At 57.3% G+C, this 15,369-nt stretch carries 13 protein-coding genes and 1 pseudogene; 12 read left to right on the top strand and 2 right to left on the bottom strand.

What is annotated here, in order from left to right:
• Positions 1-18: 18 nt before the first annotated feature.
• From WDN46_07095 to WDN46_07075, 5 genes are all read left to right on the top strand, one after another.
• Positions 19-831 carry an ABC transporter ATP-binding protein gene (locus WDN46_07095; protein MEJ0093190.1) on the top strand — a complete coding sequence of 271 codons (813 nt, stop codon included), beginning with the start codon at positions 19-21 and terminating at the stop codon, positions 829-831.
• A gap of 34 nt (positions 832-865) precedes the next feature.
• A complete protein-coding gene (locus WDN46_07090; protein ID MEJ0093189.1) occupies positions 866-1,660 on the top strand; it encodes an ABC transporter permease in 795 nt (264 codons plus the stop codon).
• A gap of 601 nt (positions 1,661-2,261) precedes the next feature.
• Entirely contained in the window at positions 2,262-3,704 is a 1,443-nt protein-coding gene (locus WDN46_07085; protein MEJ0093188.1) for a carbohydrate porin, read from the top strand.
• Between the two features lie 116 nt (positions 3,705-3,820).
• Positions 3,821-5,521 (top strand): asparaginase domain-containing protein, encoded by a 1,701-nt coding sequence (locus tag WDN46_07080; protein ID MEJ0093187.1) that lies wholly within the window; start codon positions 3,821-3,823, stop codon positions 5,519-5,521.
• Positions 5,522-5,757: 236 nt separating this feature from the next.
• Positions 5,758-6,825, top strand: coding sequence for an alpha/beta hydrolase (locus tag WDN46_07075; GenBank protein MEJ0093186.1), 1,068 nt, complete (start codon positions 5,758-5,760; stop codon positions 6,823-6,825).
• Between the two features lie 357 nt (positions 6,826-7,182).
• Here WDN46_07075 and WDN46_07070 read toward each other — a convergent pair whose 3' ends face one another.
• Both WDN46_07070 and WDN46_07065 read right to left on the bottom strand, forming a co-directional pair.
• Positions 7,183-7,806, bottom strand: coding sequence for an IS5 family transposase (locus WDN46_07070; GenBank protein MEJ0093185.1), 624 nt, complete (start codon positions 7,804-7,806; stop codon positions 7,183-7,185).
• Positions 7,773-7,910: pseudogene (locus WDN46_07065) on the bottom strand (transposase). The gene WDN46_07070 and the pseudogene WDN46_07065 overlap by 34 nt, the downstream one beginning before the upstream one ends.
• Before the next feature lie 656 nt (positions 7,911-8,566).
• Here WDN46_07065 and WDN46_07060 point away from each other — a divergent pair.
• From WDN46_07060 to WDN46_07030, 7 genes are all read left to right on the top strand, one after another.
• Positions 8,567-9,796 carry a prolyl oligopeptidase family serine peptidase gene (locus WDN46_07060; GenBank protein ID MEJ0093184.1) on the top strand — a complete coding sequence of 410 codons (1,230 nt, stop codon included), beginning with the start codon at positions 8,567-8,569 and terminating at the stop codon, positions 9,794-9,796.
• 13 nt (positions 9,797-9,809) lie between these two features.
• Complete coding sequence (locus WDN46_07055) at positions 9,810-10,469, top strand: cysteine hydrolase (protein MEJ0093183.1); 660 nt, start codon at positions 9,810-9,812, stop codon at positions 10,467-10,469.
• Between the two features lie 104 nt (positions 10,470-10,573).
• Positions 10,574-11,203 carry a fumarylacetoacetate hydrolase family protein gene (locus tag WDN46_07050; protein MEJ0093182.1) on the top strand — a complete coding sequence of 210 codons (630 nt, stop codon included), beginning with the start codon at positions 10,574-10,576 and terminating at the stop codon, positions 11,201-11,203.
• A gap of 2 nt (positions 11,204-11,205) precedes the next feature.
• The gene (locus WDN46_07045) at positions 11,206-12,099 is read left to right on the top strand and encodes a polysaccharide deacetylase family protein (GenBank protein MEJ0093181.1); all 894 of its coding nucleotides are present in this window, start codon (positions 11,206-11,208) and stop codon (positions 12,097-12,099) included.
• A gap of 143 nt (positions 12,100-12,242) precedes the next feature.
• The gene (locus WDN46_07040; protein ID MEJ0093180.1) at positions 12,243-13,100 is read left to right on the top strand and encodes a branched-chain amino acid ABC transporter permease; all 858 of its coding nucleotides are present in this window, start codon (positions 12,243-12,245) and stop codon (positions 13,098-13,100) included.
• Entirely contained in the window at positions 13,100-14,074 is a 975-nt protein-coding gene (locus tag WDN46_07035; GenBank protein MEJ0093179.1) for a branched-chain amino acid ABC transporter permease, read from the top strand. Before WDN46_07040 ends, WDN46_07035 begins: the two co-directional genes overlap by 1 nt.
• A gap of 18 nt (positions 14,075-14,092) precedes the next feature.
• Entirely contained in the window at positions 14,093-15,352 is a 1,260-nt protein-coding gene (locus tag WDN46_07030) for an ABC transporter substrate-binding protein (GenBank protein MEJ0093178.1), read from the top strand.
• The last annotated feature ends 17 nt before the right edge of the window (positions 15,353-15,369 follow it).

Below are 15,369 nucleotides of genomic sequence, written 5' to 3'. Positions count from 1 at the left end.
CTGCGAAGAGGTACAACCGTGGCGGACATTGCTTTCGTTAACATCGAAAAATCGTTCTCCTACCAAGGAGCGACTCGCAACAGCGCCGTGCGGGCGTTGGACAACTTAAGCTTCCTCGTACCTGACGGCGAGATCGTCGCACTTTGCGGGCCGAGCGGTTGCGGTAAGACGACCGCACTCCGGATCGCAATGGGATTGGAGGCGCCCACTCGCGGCTATGTAACTGTGGGTGGCCGGAAAGTCACCGGGTGCGGCTATGACCGCGGCATTATCTTTCAACATGCAGAACTTCTGCCTTGGCTCACGGCGCGGGACAACGTCATGTTTGGGCTGGAGATGAAGGGCATACGTGGCAGCGCCGCAGCCGAGATCGCCATATCCTATCTCGACCTTGTAGGTCTAAAAGACTCAGCCGCACGTCGGCCACACCAGCTCTCAGGCGGCATGAAGCAACGCGTTGGGATCGCGCGCGCGCTGGCGATCGATCCCGGTGTGCTGCTCATGGATGAACCGTTCGGCGCCCTCGATGCGCAATCGCGAGAGGCGCTTCATGATGAATTGCTGGCGATCCACGCCAAGACTGGCAAGACAATCCTGATCGTCACACACGATCTTGATGAGGCGGTCGTGCTCGCCAGCCGCGTTGTCGTTCTCCGCGGCGGACGCCTGCAGGAAGTGATCGATGTTCCGCTGTCGCGCGCGCATCGCGGCGCGGCGGCCTTGCGCGCAACTCCCGAATTCACAGAAACGCGGCATCGTTTATGGGAGGCTCTTCATCGGGCGGCGGCGACGAATCAAGTTGGCCAGGATGATGCAAATGCTGTCGGGTAGCGCAGACAAACCTTACACCTCCGAACCGCTCTTGATGGACTCAGGCGTAGCCGGGGGAAAGCTGTCGCGAGCATCAAGTTGGCTCATCACGGTTTTGTCCGTGTGTTCAATGCTCGCGCTTTGGGAATTCTTTGGGCGCGATGTCAATCCTGTCTTCGGCTCATATCCGAGCGCAATCGCAATTGCATTCATCAAGCTTCTCAGGTCAGGCCAGTTCGTTCCTGCGGCTCTTCAGAGCGCGGAGACCCTTTCTCTAGGCTATATCCTATCGATTGTTGTCGGCATTCCTCTCGGGCTGGTGATTGGCCGCTTCCGCGTTATCGAGGCAGCCTTCGGGATTTACGTTATCGCCGGTTACGCGATGCCCCTGGTTGCTCTTGTGCCGCTTCTTGTATTGTGGCTCGGCCTGGGGCTCGCCGTAAAGGTTGCGGTAGTTTTCCTGATGTCGGTCTTTCCGGTTTGCATAAACACATGGGCTGGCGTCCAAGCCGTTCCCAAAAGCCTGATAGAGGTCGGAAAATCGTTTGTCGCCAGTGACTTCGTCATTCTCCGACGGATAATTCTTCCCGCCGCGCTCCCATACATCGCCGCAGGCGTTCGCCTCGCTATTGGGAAGGCTGTTGTCGCCATGATTATCGCTGAATTTTTTACGGCGATATCGGGGCTTGGCGCCATCATCATCAACTCGGCCAACAACTTTGATACAGCAACAATGTTCGTCCCGATCATTTTCCTGATGATATTCGCCTGCGGTTTGGACGCGCTGATTGCTTGGATTGAGCGGCGTCTTATGCCGTGGCAGGCTGAGATAGGCGGCAGAGGGGCTTGAAGAAGTGGCGGAGCTGCTTGGTCTGGCGCAGATATCATCTCGCGGCGGATGGGAAGCTAGCGTCGATAACGACGTCTTGGCAAGACGCGGAACAGGGATGCGTTCACCCAAGCGAAGCGCTTAACTCCCTAGAGAGTACGCTCGCAGATCTGAGCCGACGCGCCCGCCCGAGCCGCCGGTATCTTGCTGACCGCGGCGCCCAGGTTGATCGATGGCCTTTTCAAGTAGCGCGATGGCTGCGCCGGAAATTTGCAATATCCGCGGGCTTTTGCATCGCCTCGAAAAGAGATCGGCGGCGCCGGATGAGGCATCGCGCCATGAGCGAATTTCAGCCAATTTGCCGCTGCGTTACCCATTGAGTGGTGGTCCGCTGGCGTCTGATGGTCGCGAACTGCCTTTGTCGCGACGGACGGCCGCCAGCGTAATCGGCGCCATCCGGCGCACCGTTCCTGCCTGAAGCTATCTCTTTTCAACGCCGCCTCCCCCGATCCAGTCATAATGTCTGACAAACAGACGATATGGCACGGATGATGCAAAGGCGTTGTGAAGCCGCCGATCACATCGAGGTGTGCAAGGCTTGTATTGTACAGGGGGGCCTGTCATGCGTACAAAGACATTCCACCGGCTATTCACGATCTTAATGTTATCGGTTTCCTTCATTGCCCAGGCCGAGGCCCAGAGCGACGAGGGGACGGCGGCCTCGCCGACCGCGCAGCCCGCTCTTCCTCCGGTCGAGCCATACCCGGCGGAGGGAGTGTCCGAGGGCTACCTTTTCAACCTTCGGCCGTGGGGGAGAGATCTTGGCAAGACTTTGGCGGACCAGGGAATCTATATTACCGGCCGCACGATCAATGAGGGATACGCGAACATCTCCGGCGGCCTACAGAGAGGCTGGCTTTATCAAGGGTACACATCGCTTGGAGTCGATCTCGATATGAATAGAATCGTCGGCATTCCGGGCGGTTCGGTTCACATCCTCGTCGATGATCTGAACGGCGTCCCAACCGAGCCATTTTCAGGTAGCGCATTTGCGTTCAATCGCGTCTTCTCGCTGAATGCCGCGCTCAGGCTAAACGAGTTTTCCTACGAGCAAAGCCTGTTTAATGATAATTTGGATGTCCGGGTCGGCCGCATCCCAGTGGGTTTTGATTTCGATTACTCTGACCTCTATTGCCAATTTATCAATGGCCTTTGCGCGCTTCCCGGAGCATACGCCTTCGACAAAGGATCTCCTTCCTATCTCACGGCGTCCTGGGCCGCAGTCACGAAGGTGAGACTGCCATATTCCTTTTACTTCAACGTCGGCGTCTATGAGGATGAGCCGCTCCTCAACTCAATTCATCATGACGATTGGCCCGGAGAAGACTGGGATTTCAACAAGGGGACGGGCGTTACGATTCCAATGCAGTTCGGTTATCGCACCACTTTCAAAAATGATCCGTATCCGAGGGCTTTCGACATCGGCGGATTTATCGATACCGGCACATACAGTGATCCGTTGCTCAACGCGGCTGGCAAAAATCGCATAGTGTCCGGAGGCGCCGCCAGGGTTGATCAAGGCAGGAGCGGACTCTGGCTTCAGGGTCAGCAAGTCGTATGGCGCCCGGACATGACGAATGAGCGCGCGCTATACCTATTCGGGGGCGCCAACTTCACAACAAGCGGCGAGCCTTCAATCGCCAGCGCCTTCTTCGTCGGTTTGTCCATGAAAGGACTACTGGCGTCCCGACCCAACGACTCAATCAATTTCGAGGCCCAGTGGATCAACCTAAATCCTCTCTTGACCACCGCCATCGACAGCAGCCTGCGCCTCCAGCACACCAACCAGACGGTCAGCAGCTCGGAAGAGTTCATCGAAGTTAACTACGGACTCCAGCTTGCGCCAGGCATCAACTTCAAGCCGTTTTTGCAGTACATCTGGAATCCTGATCAGAGCGGGCTCGCAAAGCCCTCGCCGTCGCTCACGCATACTTTTTTCGTCGGGGCCGCGGTTTCGGTCTTCTGGGCCGATGCATTCGGCTTGCCGAAACTCGGCGGGTTGTGAACGTAAACTAGCCATGGCGCGTCTTCTGCGGCTTAATATTGACGCTTCAGCTATCGAGGCGAAGCGCTGACTCGGGTCGTGGCGACGTGAAGCAGTCGCATTATGAGGGAAGAAGCATGGCCGAGAAGGCCCGCATCGCACATATCTCCGGACCAACTGCAACTATCCAGAACACGCCGCCCCTTGTGACCTCCAACAAAGCGCGGGAGAAACTGGGCTTGCCTCTGCGTCTCAATGATGACGGTTCGCGTCCGGCTTTCGACGCCCTGCGAGCGCAGCGGGTCGCCGCTCCCGCGATCGTATATGTAGAGCAATTTTCTGCCCACCCGCTTGAATCCGACGCGGGCGAATTATACGGCGAGCCTGACGGGTTCATCGGAGCGGATGGCGTATTTCGTCACGCGCGGCAAAGCGAGAGCGACAGACCCGTTTACGAGATCGAGCTGCGTCCGGAAGATGGGCTCTACCCTCTCCCCTACATGGCGACACAAGCCAACGGGCAACCTTGGGAGGAGGAGTGCGCCGCGCCGGGCGCCCCTGCAAGTCAGGCGCGACAGGGATTTTTTCCAGACGGGTCGCGAGCGTTCGAAGAAATCGATCGTTTATCGATCGGCGCTGAGGGACTCGTAAACCTGATTTCGTCCATGGCGAACATCGACTTTTACCGTTCGTCGCCGCCGGGCGGCTTCACCAAGGGCGTTCCCGCGCATCGGCGCAGCGATGTCGGCCAGGGCGACATCCCTGTGGAAATTCGAGGCAAAAACTTTTTTCCTTACAAGCCGCATCATCTGGCTTCCCAGCCGCCCCGGCCGATGTTGGCCACCATCACCAACGACATGCAAGCCGTGGCGTCGAGCGGGAAATATGACGGTATCATCTGGACCCAGGGCAGCCCGCAGATCGAGGAGACCGCCTACTGGTTTAATCTCCTCATCGACACGACGCTGCCGATTTGTGGGAACGCAGCGCAGCGGCCGCAAGGTCAAATCAGCAACGATGGACCGAAAAACATCGTGGATTCCGTCCATTTCATCGCGTCGCGGATCTGGGCAGATGCCGAAGGCCGAAACAAATGCGCGACTGTGGTCATCCAAGAGCAGCAGTTCTTCGCCGCACGCGAAGTCGCTAAGGTTGATGCGAGACCCGGCGGTTACGTGGCGACCGGCGGCCACGGCGGCATCCTCGGTCAGGTCAGTCGCACGGGAGCGCTCGCGCTTACCTACCTGCCGGCCTATAAGCACACCCACCTGTCCGATGTTAACATCAACCAGCTACCTCGAACGACAAGCGCCGTCCGCAAAAGCGCGAGCGGCTACGTCGAACGCATCGAGGTGGCAATCAAGGATGACGACAACAAATTGCTTCCAGACGCAATCCCAGTTGTCACGATTAGCAAGGATGGTGCGTATTCGACCCTCGATTTCGGCGACGCCGCCGAGCTTGAAGTCGATCTGCGGGCCTCGATCGACCATAAGCTCGGGATAAATCGGCTTGCCGGTTTCGTTGTAGAGGGCCTCGCGCCGTATGGCCACAGCGCCTCGACCGCCCGCGACATGCTCCTTCTGCAAGCAACGTTCAGCGGTTTGCCGGTATGCAAGGTTGGTCGAGGCGCGACGGAAGGCTTTGCCGATCCTCACCCGTTTCAAATTGCCGCGTCCAATCTGACGGCCACGAAGGCGAGACTTCTGCTCATGGCCTGTCTTATGAAATTCGGCAGTCTTCCGCCCGCGCGCGACCCGCTCAACCCAACATTGATCGAATCCGAGGCAATCCGCACAAACGTCGCCGCGTATCAGGCGGTCTTCGATTCGCATTGATCCAGGCGGCGGTCATCATCACCGGGTCAGTCATATGGTCGGTCACGACCACCTTGCTGTGAATCAGGGGCGCGTGCTCGGTTCCTAAACGGCATCGCGAGATCGCCAAGCTGGCGATAGGCTGAACTTGTGCCGCGCCTGAGCTACTCAGTTGGACCGCTTAGGATGACTTGAGCCTGACAAAGAGGGCTCGCACTTGCATCACCGAATCCAGCGCTTGAAGGGGTGTCCGGACTATGAAGTTTTCTGCCGTCAATTTCAAATCGATCGGAGCTTTGCCTCGCCGGCATTTAAAGCGTTTGGGTCTATCCGCCGTTTTGGGGACCATCCTCTTATCGGGACATGTCCAACTCGCAAAAGCGGAGAAAGCAGCCGGTATTGACTATTCCTTCGTCTCTCGGCCTGCAGGGCTTTCGAACGACTTCACACCGCCTGACGAGGTAGCGCTCCGTTTTTTGAACATTACAGCGATTGACAACTCCTCGATCGACGGAGCGTTGTGGCAGCCGACGTCAAAACCGGTCACCGAGACCACGATCGTCATTATGATCCACGGTAGCGGATCCAGCTTCCGAAAACTGCCGCAAAGTGCATTGGGCGGCCGTTTGGCTGCGGCGGGTTATGCTGCGCTCGCCATCGACACTCGTCAGCACGACGAAAAGATCAATACCGATAATTTCTACGATGTTCGCAAGGATATCGAAGCTGCGGTCCTGACGGCCAAAGCACTCGGTTATCGAAAGATTGTGGTGCAAGGACATAGTCTAGGCAACATACAAGTGCAATTCTATGCTGCGACGAATTGGGATCAAGACATCAAAGCCGTGATTTTGCTCGGCGCTTTCGGAAATCTCCCTTGGAAAACGCGCACGATGCTCGTGCAGGACGAGGACAAGTTCAGGCAATTGGCAGGCGAGGCTCTAGCGTCACTTCACGAGAAGACGGCGGACCATTTTTTGCCGTCGAAGATGCCATATTTTTCAGGTCAGGTGGCCGGCGTCACCGCGCAGCACTTTCTGACCTATCGCTGGGACAAAACAAGTGCTGCGGATGGAACTTATTGGATCCGCCGTATTCCACTCCCCGTGCTGATCCTTCGCGACCAGGCGGACAGTGTTGTTCAGCCCTTCGAGTCATATATGCTGCTCGATGCAGCCCATACCGATGGCTCGCTTGTTCAACGTGTGGACTACGTACTTTTGCCGGATAGCAGATCGCCAAGCGAGAAGGGCCATTTCTTCGAAGGAAATGAACAGCCGCTTGCCGATGCTGTCGTTAAATGGCTTCGGGACCTGAACCTTTGATTCGCTCCTATCGACGGTCTTCAGACAGTATCCCCGGGCTTGGTCAATGACCAGGGAGTCGTAACCGTGGCCTCATGCCGTAGCCGCCCGCCGCTGTCAGCGATGAATTCGACGGCAGCAGGCTCGCGTTATTCGACCAACTTCGCTGCGATCTATAGGAACGGGACAGCGAAGATGAAACCAAGCGCCAAAGGTAGCGAGCCTTTAAATAAGACGAATGCGCCCCCTCATACCAAGCGCCCCAGACACGATGTCAAAGTTCACGTTTTGGGGAAAGTCTCCGCCGTCCACTCCATCTTCGTGCTTTCCGCGCGCTGAATTGCGCAAGGGCACGGCATCGAGGTCTAGGCTCAGGACTCATTGATTGAGATAGAAGAGGACGGCGGCTGCGATGCAGATGGCGGAGAAGAAGGTGTGGGCGCATCGATCATAGCGGGTTGCGATGCGCCGCCAGTCCTTGAGCTTGGCGAACATGTTCTCGATTTTGTGACGCTGGCGGTAGAGCGTCTTGTCATAGGCAATGGGAAGCTTGCGGCTTCTGGTTGGCGGGATGCAGGGCTCGACGCCCCTGGCCTTCAGCGCGGCGCGGAACCAGTTGCTGTCGTAGCCCCTGTCGGCGATCAACATTGAAGCGGGCGGTAAAGCCTTGAGCATCAGCCGCGCGCCCTTGTGGTCGCTCATCTGGCCCTCCGAGAGCAACATGACGAGGGGCTTGCCGGCGCCGTCGCAAACGACGTGGAGCTTCGAGTTCAGTCCGCCTTTCGTGCGCCCGATACGGCGGGGAAGAGCCCCTTTTTGAGCAGGCTCGCCGCTGTGCGATGCGCCTTCAGATGCGTGGCGTCGATCATGATGCGCTCGGGCTTTGGACCTTCGCCAGCGAGCGCGGCGAATATGCGGTCGAAGACGCCGAGCCGGCTCCAGCGGATGAAGCGATTGTAAAGCGTCTTGTGCGGCCCGTAATCCTTGGGCGCATCTTTCCATTGCAGGCCGTTGCGGATCACATAGACGATTCCGCTGACCACCCGACGGTCGTCAACCCGCGGAACGCCATGCGACAGAGGAAAATGCGGCGCAAGCCGCGCCATCTGCCGCTCGCCCAACAAAAACAAATCACTCATCCCAGCCTCCCCATGCGGAGACCAGGAATCACATCTCAGGCAAATTTAATAGGTCCTGAGCCTAGGGCGGCTCGGCGAGATCGGTTCAGAGGTGGTTGGCCATCCAGCCTGCCACGATGTCCACGCCTACGATAGAGAGCGACCGTCTCACAATATGCAGGTTGATCGAGGATTGCGCTGGATAGGCCAGCGCCGAGCCTCATGCATTGGAGACGCGGGTCATAAACGAGCTTATCACCCACGTCGGCGTTGATGTTCACATGGATACGATTTTCGTCGCTCTGGCCGACACGGGTTTCCCCTGTGCGGTCAGCACTTCCACCTGCCGGAGCTTCGCGACAATCTCCGTAGGTTTGCTCCCTTCGCTCTAAAAGCCATACGTCAGGGAGGATCACTTTTCAGGGGGAAGACGAGAGGTCTCTTCCCGCACGAGATTGAGCCTATGCGGTCAGATGACAACTGCAGGTTATTTCTAAGTCGAATAGCCACACTGCCTCTTTGTGCGGCGAACCGGCACATTTTATCAGCAAAAGTGTATACAATTACGTTTGACTTGAGTCACAATGTATCCCACCTTGGTTAAGGCTGGTATCCTTGGATCATCATCAAAAGAGTTGCGCCGCATGGCGATCGCCGACGACACAATCGAGCAGCCTACGGTGGATAGTTCGTCGCACTACGAACCGTACGGCTGGCATCACTGGCCTCAGCATCCATGGTTCTCCTATCAGCTACGCCGTAGTCTCGGCGAGACAGAGGAAGGAGGCGGCGGCGTCAGTGAAGTTTTCAGGACGGCGTCGCGAATCATACCTGGAGACCTCGAAAGCTGGCATTGTGAATGGCTAGCTGCGGCCAACAGGAATTGGGAGCGCGGAATATCAGAATACGACGTTGGCCACGTCCGCACTTCGATGAACTGTTTTCTTCGCGCGGCCAATCACTATCGACAGGCTGAGTTTTTTCTTGAGCCAACCGATCCGCGGCGGCTAATTACTTTTGAAAAGATGGAGGCATGCAGTCATCGCTTCCTGGCGAGTCTCGATCCGCCAGGGGAGATAATAGAAATTCCTTACGAGAGCGGCAAACCCATTTGCGGGTACTTCGTCCGCGCCCCCTTTCCCGGCGACAGATTGCCAGTCCTGATTTGTATGGGTGGACTGGATTCGATCAAGGACGAGATGTGGTTCATGCAGGCGCATGGATGCTTGCAGCGCGGCATTTCGGTATTGATGATAGACGGACCGGGCCAGGGCGGCACGCTGCGCCGCCACGGGATCGTCAGCCGGCCTGACACTGAAGTGCCCATTGGCGCCTGCATTGATTGGCTAGTTTCTCGAAACGACGTCGACCCGGATCGCATCGCTGTCTGCGGTTCGTCGATGGGTGGCTATTACGCCGCTCGCGCAGGCTGCTATGAAGGTCGCCTCGCTGCCGCGATTTCGCATGGCGCGATTTACGATCTGCATGAGATGTGGGGCCAGAAAGGCGAAGACTTCGGTCTCGCGATCCACATCAAATGGGTGCTGGGGGCCACATCCATGGATAAAGCTCATAGCATCATGAAGAGTTTCACGCTTGAAGGGCATCTTGAGAATATGAAATGCCCTTTTTTGATCGTACATGGTGGTCACGACGTGCTGACCGTTGCTCAAGCGAGCCGTGCTTATAATTACGCGGCGTCAAAGGGCGTCGACGTAACGCTCCGAATCGTGGATCCCGAGGAGACCGGTGCTGAGCACTGTCAGCACGACCATCCGACGATTGGTCAAGAACTCATCGCCGACTGGTTGGCGGACACCTTTCAGATAGATCAGCGGGCGCAACTCAGGACAAGCTGGAACACTTTGATCTGAGTGGGAGAATATTTTGCAGCTCGGCGTCAATCAACCTAAAGCCGCAATAGTCGCAATCGATTTACATCGCGGCCACCTCGACATGGAGGTGGCGACGATGCCAACCACCCCGGCCATCGCGCGGCAAGTCATCAAGGCAAACAATCACCTGTTCGATTGGGCTCGAAATGTTGGCGTTCCTGTGATCCACGTAATGACGCAGTACCGAGATGCGACAGAGATTGTCTGCAATCCCTTCTGGCGCACGCGAGCCGAGGACCCGACGGCAACACGCAAAAATGTACTGCGCCACAACATAAGGGGTATGCCGGGCGTTAACGTCATCTCCGAGCTTTACGATCGCAGTCGCGATCTTCTTGTAGACACCAAGAAGCGCTATGATTGTTTCCTCGGCACCGATCTTGATTTCCTGTTGCGCGCCCGCGGCATCAACGTGTTGATCGTAACTGGCGTAAATACCAACTCCTGTATTCTAGCGACCGCGGCCGCAGCGAATGTGCGCGATTATTGCGTGATCGTCGCGAAGGATTGCGTGGAGACAATGGACGGTTCCGATCTACACGAAGCGGGGTTGCTCTGCATTTCTACAGCCTTCGGTCTCGTCGCCGACACAAACGCGATCATGAACCTCGCGGCTTTCGCGCGTGAACCTCAACCGGCCGCTTTCGCTTAATCCGTCAAACTCTTGAGCTTGTCTTGATCTCGTCACTGCCTCATTCAATTCCCTTTGTTTCGCCCCCTACCCTCCCGATCGCTGGGTCCGTCGAGCGTTTTTCAGTGCGCCGCATTTATTGCGTCGGCCGCAATTACGCTGACCACATCCGCGAAATGAAAGAGGGCGACGAGCGCGACCCGCCTTTCTTTTTCCAGAAGCCGAGCGATGCGGCGGTCGAAGATGGCGGCACGGTCCCCTTTCCGGCCGACACCGAAGATTTTCAGTACGAGATTGAACTTGTCGTAGCGCTGGGCGGAGGGGGCCGTCGTTTGTCACAATATCAAGCGCTTGACATAGTGTTCGGCTATGCCGTCGGCATTGATTTAACCCGCCGTGACCAACAACGCGACATGCGCACTAAGATGCTGCCGTGGGAACGCGGCAAATCGTTCGATGCGTCCGCCCCGTGCGGTCCAATCCATCGTGTGAGCGAGATCGGCCATCCATCGCGAGGCTTAATCACGCTCGACGTCGATGGGACGCAGCGCCAGCGCGGCGATCTCGCTCACATGATCTGGAGCGTACAGGAAATCATCACAAATCTCTCCATGTCGTACGCGCTGGCCCCAGGCGACTTGATTATGACTGGAACCCCGGCCGGCGTTGGCCCGGTCAACCCTGGCGCACTCCTTCATGGTCGCGTCGAAGGCGTCGGAGATCTCACAATCACCATCGGCCCCCCTGAGGTTTAATCATGCTGCCAACCGAACGCTTGTCCTACTCGGCGATAACGGAACGGCCTGCACTGAAATTGCCTGGCGAAACCCGGATGGCGGTGTGGGTTATTGTGAACATTGAGGAATGGGATCCAAAGGAAACCATGCCGCGCACGGTTCTGACGCCGCCCGCCGGCGGCGCCCCAATGCCCGATGTTCCAAACTGGGCTTGGCATGAATATGGAAACCGCGTCGGCTTCTGGCGCATGCTGAAAGTTCTCGATGAGCACGGCATAAAGGCGGTCCTTGCGATTAACGGAAAAGCGATCGCCACTTATGAGCCGATCGCTAGGGCGGCGCACGAACGGGGTTGGGAGTTTGTTGGCCACGGCTTCGGCCAGAAGAACATGCAAAAGGTGCTGAACGAAAGAGAGGATATTCGCAAGACAAAGGAGGCGATCCGTGCTTTTACCGGCCGAGCTCCGCGAGGGTGGCTTGGGCCGGGATTGACGGAGACCTGGGAGACGCCAGACATACTGGTCGAGGAGGGCTTCGACTACGTCTGCGACTGGGTGCTCGACGATGAGCCGGTGGTGCTGAAGACGCGCTCGCGTCCAATCGTCAACATACCTTACACCCAGGAGTGCAATGATGTCGCCATGATGCTGATCCAGCATCACAAAGCTTCCGAGTATTGCGACCGCGCGGTGGACCAGTTCGATCAGATTTATTCGGACTCCGAGAGTTCGGCCCGTGTTCTTGCGCTTGTGGTCCACCCCTATATCATGGGCGCTCCGCATCGCCTGAAGCACTTTGCGCGCGTGTTTGAGCATATTGGCAAGCACAAGGACGTCGTCTTTTTGACCGGCGAACAAATTTATAACTGGTACCTTGGCGAGCGCCCGGATGCGCTGGCGGGATCACAGCCATAGCAACCGCCCAAACGGCTGATTTCGTCGCCACTCGGCAAGCGACGCGCAAGGCCGCCAACAGCCGAAGCGGTATTCAAACGCGCTGGGAGAGCAGGATTGTTTGACGGGGCGATTTTGCAAGTTGATGCGAGAAATGATGTGTGATGGGCGTTAACCTTTTCCAGTTACTTAACGGCCTGACCTTCGCGGCGTTGCTTTTCATCGTGGCGTCGGGCTTCACGCTCATCTTCGGCCTTTTGCGCATCGTCAACTTGGCGCATGGCGCGCTCTATCTGTTTGGCGGCCTCGTTGGTTACAGCGCGGCAAGCGCCACAGGCAGCTTCGTCCTGGGGATCGTCGCAGCGATGTTTTTTGTCGCCTTGCTGGGTTTCTTTCTCGACCGGGGTCTGTTGCGTTTCGTCCGAGGAAACGAGCTTCGGCAAGTTCTGCTGACGCTCGGCGTCGCGTTCATTTTGAACGATCTCGCACTCGTCCTGTGGGGTGGCGATACTTATGCGGTGCCGGTTCCTGAGTTCCTCCGCGGCGCAACAAAAATCGGCGCGGTGCTGTATCCCAAGTACCGGCTTTTCGTGTTGCTTCTGGGCGTTGTGATTTTCGTCCTGTTGTGGCTTCTTCTTAATCGCACGCGCTTCGGCGCGCTCATCAGAGCTGGCGTGGATGATCCCGAGATGGTCGAGGCCATGGGCATCAATATCCGCCGCGTCTTTCTGGGCGCGTTCATGTTGGGCTCCGCGCTCGCCGGCCTTGGCGGTGTCGTCGGCGGAGCCTTCCTCACCCTCTACCCGAGCGCGGACTCAGAGATCCTCGTCTTGTCGCTCGCTGTCGTCATTATCGGAGGACGCGGCAGCCTCATCGGCGCAGCCGTGGGCGCTCTTCTAGTGGGGCTGCTGAATTCGTTCGGGCAAGTGCTCTTTCCGGAACTCTCCTATTTCGTGATCTTTGGTCCAATGGCCCTGATCCTCGCATTTCGCCCGCTGGGCCTATTCGGGAGGACCGCCTAATGTCGACGCCGCTCGCGCCCGCCTTGCATTCACTCGATCGCAAGTTGACATCCCCCCGCGCCTTGCCCTGGCTCGCGGTCGCGCTGATCGCATTAGTTGCGATCCCCTTCATTCTGCCAAGCTACCAAGTCTCACTCGCCACAGAGATTCTGATCTTTAGTATGCTGGCTATGTCGATCGACATTCTCGCGGGTTTCGTTGGACGCACGCCGCTCGGCCATGGAGCGATCTTTGGCGTTTCAACCTATGTGGTGATCTACTGGACGGCATCGCTCGGAGGATCGCTATGGGTCGGGATGGTGCTTGGCATCTTGGCCGCGACGCTGCTTGCCGCAGTTTTTGCTCTCCTGGCGATCCGCACCTCCGGCGTTTATTTCTTGCTGCTGACGCTTGCCCTAGGCATGATCGTTTGGGGCGTGTGCCTGCGTTCCACCAGCATAACCGGCGGTGAGAATGGGCTGCGAGGCGTTGGTCCGCCGCCCTTCCTCGCAGATCACGTTCATTTTTACTATGGCATTCTGCTTGTCGTCGCGCCCGTCACTTGGATTGTCTGGCGTTTCGTCCATTCGCCCTTCGGCCTGACGCTCCGCGGAATACGCGACAGCGAAAGCCGTATGCGAAGTCTTGGTTATAACGTCCCTCTGCACCTTTTCCTGGCGTTCGTGGCTTCTGGTTTTGTCGCAGGCATCGCTGGAGCTCTATACGCAGTATTGAACGACTTCGTCAGTCCGTCGACCGTGCAGCTCTCGCAATCCGTCTCAGGACTTCTCATGGCGATCGCTGGCGGTGTCGGTACGTTGCTCGGCGCCTTCGTCGGCGCGACAGCGATTGTCCTTCTTGAAAACATCGTCAGCACCTTCACAACCCGTTGGCCAAGCGTTCTCGGCCTTACCTTCGTGCTGATCATGATTTTCGCGCCTGAAGGCATCGTTGGGCGCGCCCAGATCCTGCTTGCCAAGCGCCGGCGTCGTTAATCAAAAATGGGGAAACAGATGGACCGCAGACGCTTTCTCGAGATTACCAGCCTTATGCTTGCGGGTGGCGCAAGCGCCCTATCCACTGCTCGAGCGGCGGGCGCGGAATCGGCGCCAATCCGCATTGGTTTGATGGCGCCCTTAACAGGAGTCGTTGCGGCAGGAGGAAAAGAAATTGTCAACGGCTTCACGATGTTCTGGGACAGCATTGACAATCAGATTGGCGGCCGGAAGGTCGAGATCATTGTGGAGGACGATGCCTCTAACCCGGATACTGCGCTTCAAAAGGCCCGACGGCTGGTCGAGCAGAGCAAAGCCGACATGCTCTTCGGGAATTTGCTTGCGAACACCGGTCTTGCCGTCGCCAACTACGTCAAGGGGAATGGCGAGCCCTATTTCATCCCCGTTATTGCGGCTGATAACCTCACGCAGCGCGCCCGTGTAAACAACGTGATCCGCGCTGGCGGCTACACAGCGAGCCAGTTCTCGCGGCCTCTGGCTGACTGGGCTCTCAAGCAGGGTTACAGGAAAGTTGCGACAATCAGCCAGGACTATACGTTTGGCCACGAACAATGTGGCGGATTCGCACAGACCTTCACGGAGGGCGGCGGAGAGATCCTGATGCAACTCTGGCATCCGCTGAATACATCGGACTTTAGTCCCTATCTCGGTCGAGTCTCGAATCTCGGAGCCGATGCGATTTTCGCAATGGAAACCGGCGCAGATTCCGCGCGACTTCTGCAACAATATGCAAGTTTCGGCCTGAAGGGGCAGATCCCCCTCTTAGGCGCCCAGAACGCGACAGACCAATCGGTCATTCGCACCATGGGGGTTGAATGCGAGGGCGTGGTGACGTCAGCGCAGTTTGCCGAAGGCGCCAACATCTCGGCGACGCAAGCCTTCGTGGCTGCCTACAGCACAAAGTTCGGCAAAATCCCCTCTCTCTACGCCTTCTCCCATTATGTCGGGGCCATGTGGGCTGCAAAAGCGATCAACGCCATAGCCGGCAAAGTCGAGGATCGGAATCTGCTGCTTGAAACGATGTTGGCGACGGACCTACCTGATAGTCCGCTTGGCAAGCCCGTTCATTTCGACGCGTTCGGCAATCCGGTTTATGATGTCTTCATTCGCAAGGTCGTCAAAAACAGTGACGGCAAATATTGGAATGTGCCAATTGAGACCTATCCTCAAGTCTCTCAGTTTTGGAGATATGATCCGAGCCTGTACATGAAGCAGCCCTCTTATTCGCGCGACTTCCAAGGCATCAAGAAGGGGTGATTGAGGCCTGTGCGGAA

Origin of the sequence: Methylocella sp. (genome assembly GCA_037200525.1) — a bacterium.
Lineage (GTDB): Bacteria > Pseudomonadota > Alphaproteobacteria > Rhizobiales > Beijerinckiaceae > Methylocapsa.
This window is presented reverse-complemented; position numbering and strand designations above follow the sequence as displayed.

Excerpts from the sequence above, each read along its gene's own strand:
- WDN46_07090 (MEJ0093189.1), top strand. The coding sequence starts at position 866 with ATGGACTCAGGCGTAGCCGGGGGAAAGCTGTCGCGAGCATCAAGTTGG.
- WDN46_07085 (MEJ0093188.1), top strand. The coding sequence starts at position 2,262 with ATGCGTACAAAGACATTCCACCGGCTATTCACGATCTTAATGTTATCG.
- WDN46_07080 (MEJ0093187.1), top strand. The coding sequence starts at position 3,821 with ATGGCCGAGAAGGCCCGCATCGCACATATCTCCGGACCAACTGCAACT.
- WDN46_07075 (MEJ0093186.1), top strand. The coding sequence starts at position 5,758 with ATGAAGTTTTCTGCCGTCAATTTCAAATCGATCGGAGCTTTGCCTCGC.
- WDN46_07070 (MEJ0093185.1), bottom strand. The coding sequence starts at position 7,806 with ATGGAAAGATGCGCCCAAGGATTACGGGCCGCACAAGACGCTTTACAA.
- WDN46_07060 (MEJ0093184.1), top strand. The coding sequence starts at position 8,567 with ATGGCGATCGCCGACGACACAATCGAGCAGCCTACGGTGGATAGTTCG.
- WDN46_07045 (MEJ0093181.1), top strand. The coding sequence starts at position 11,206 with ATGCTGCCAACCGAACGCTTGTCCTACTCGGCGATAACGGAACGGCCT.
- WDN46_07040 (MEJ0093180.1), top strand. The coding sequence starts at position 12,243 with ATGGGCGTTAACCTTTTCCAGTTACTTAACGGCCTGACCTTCGCGGCG.
- WDN46_07035 (MEJ0093179.1), top strand. The coding sequence starts at position 13,100 with ATGTCGACGCCGCTCGCGCCCGCCTTGCATTCACTCGATCGCAAGTTG.
- WDN46_07030 (MEJ0093178.1), top strand. The coding sequence starts at position 14,093 with ATGGACCGCAGACGCTTTCTCGAGATTACCAGCCTTATGCTTGCGGGT.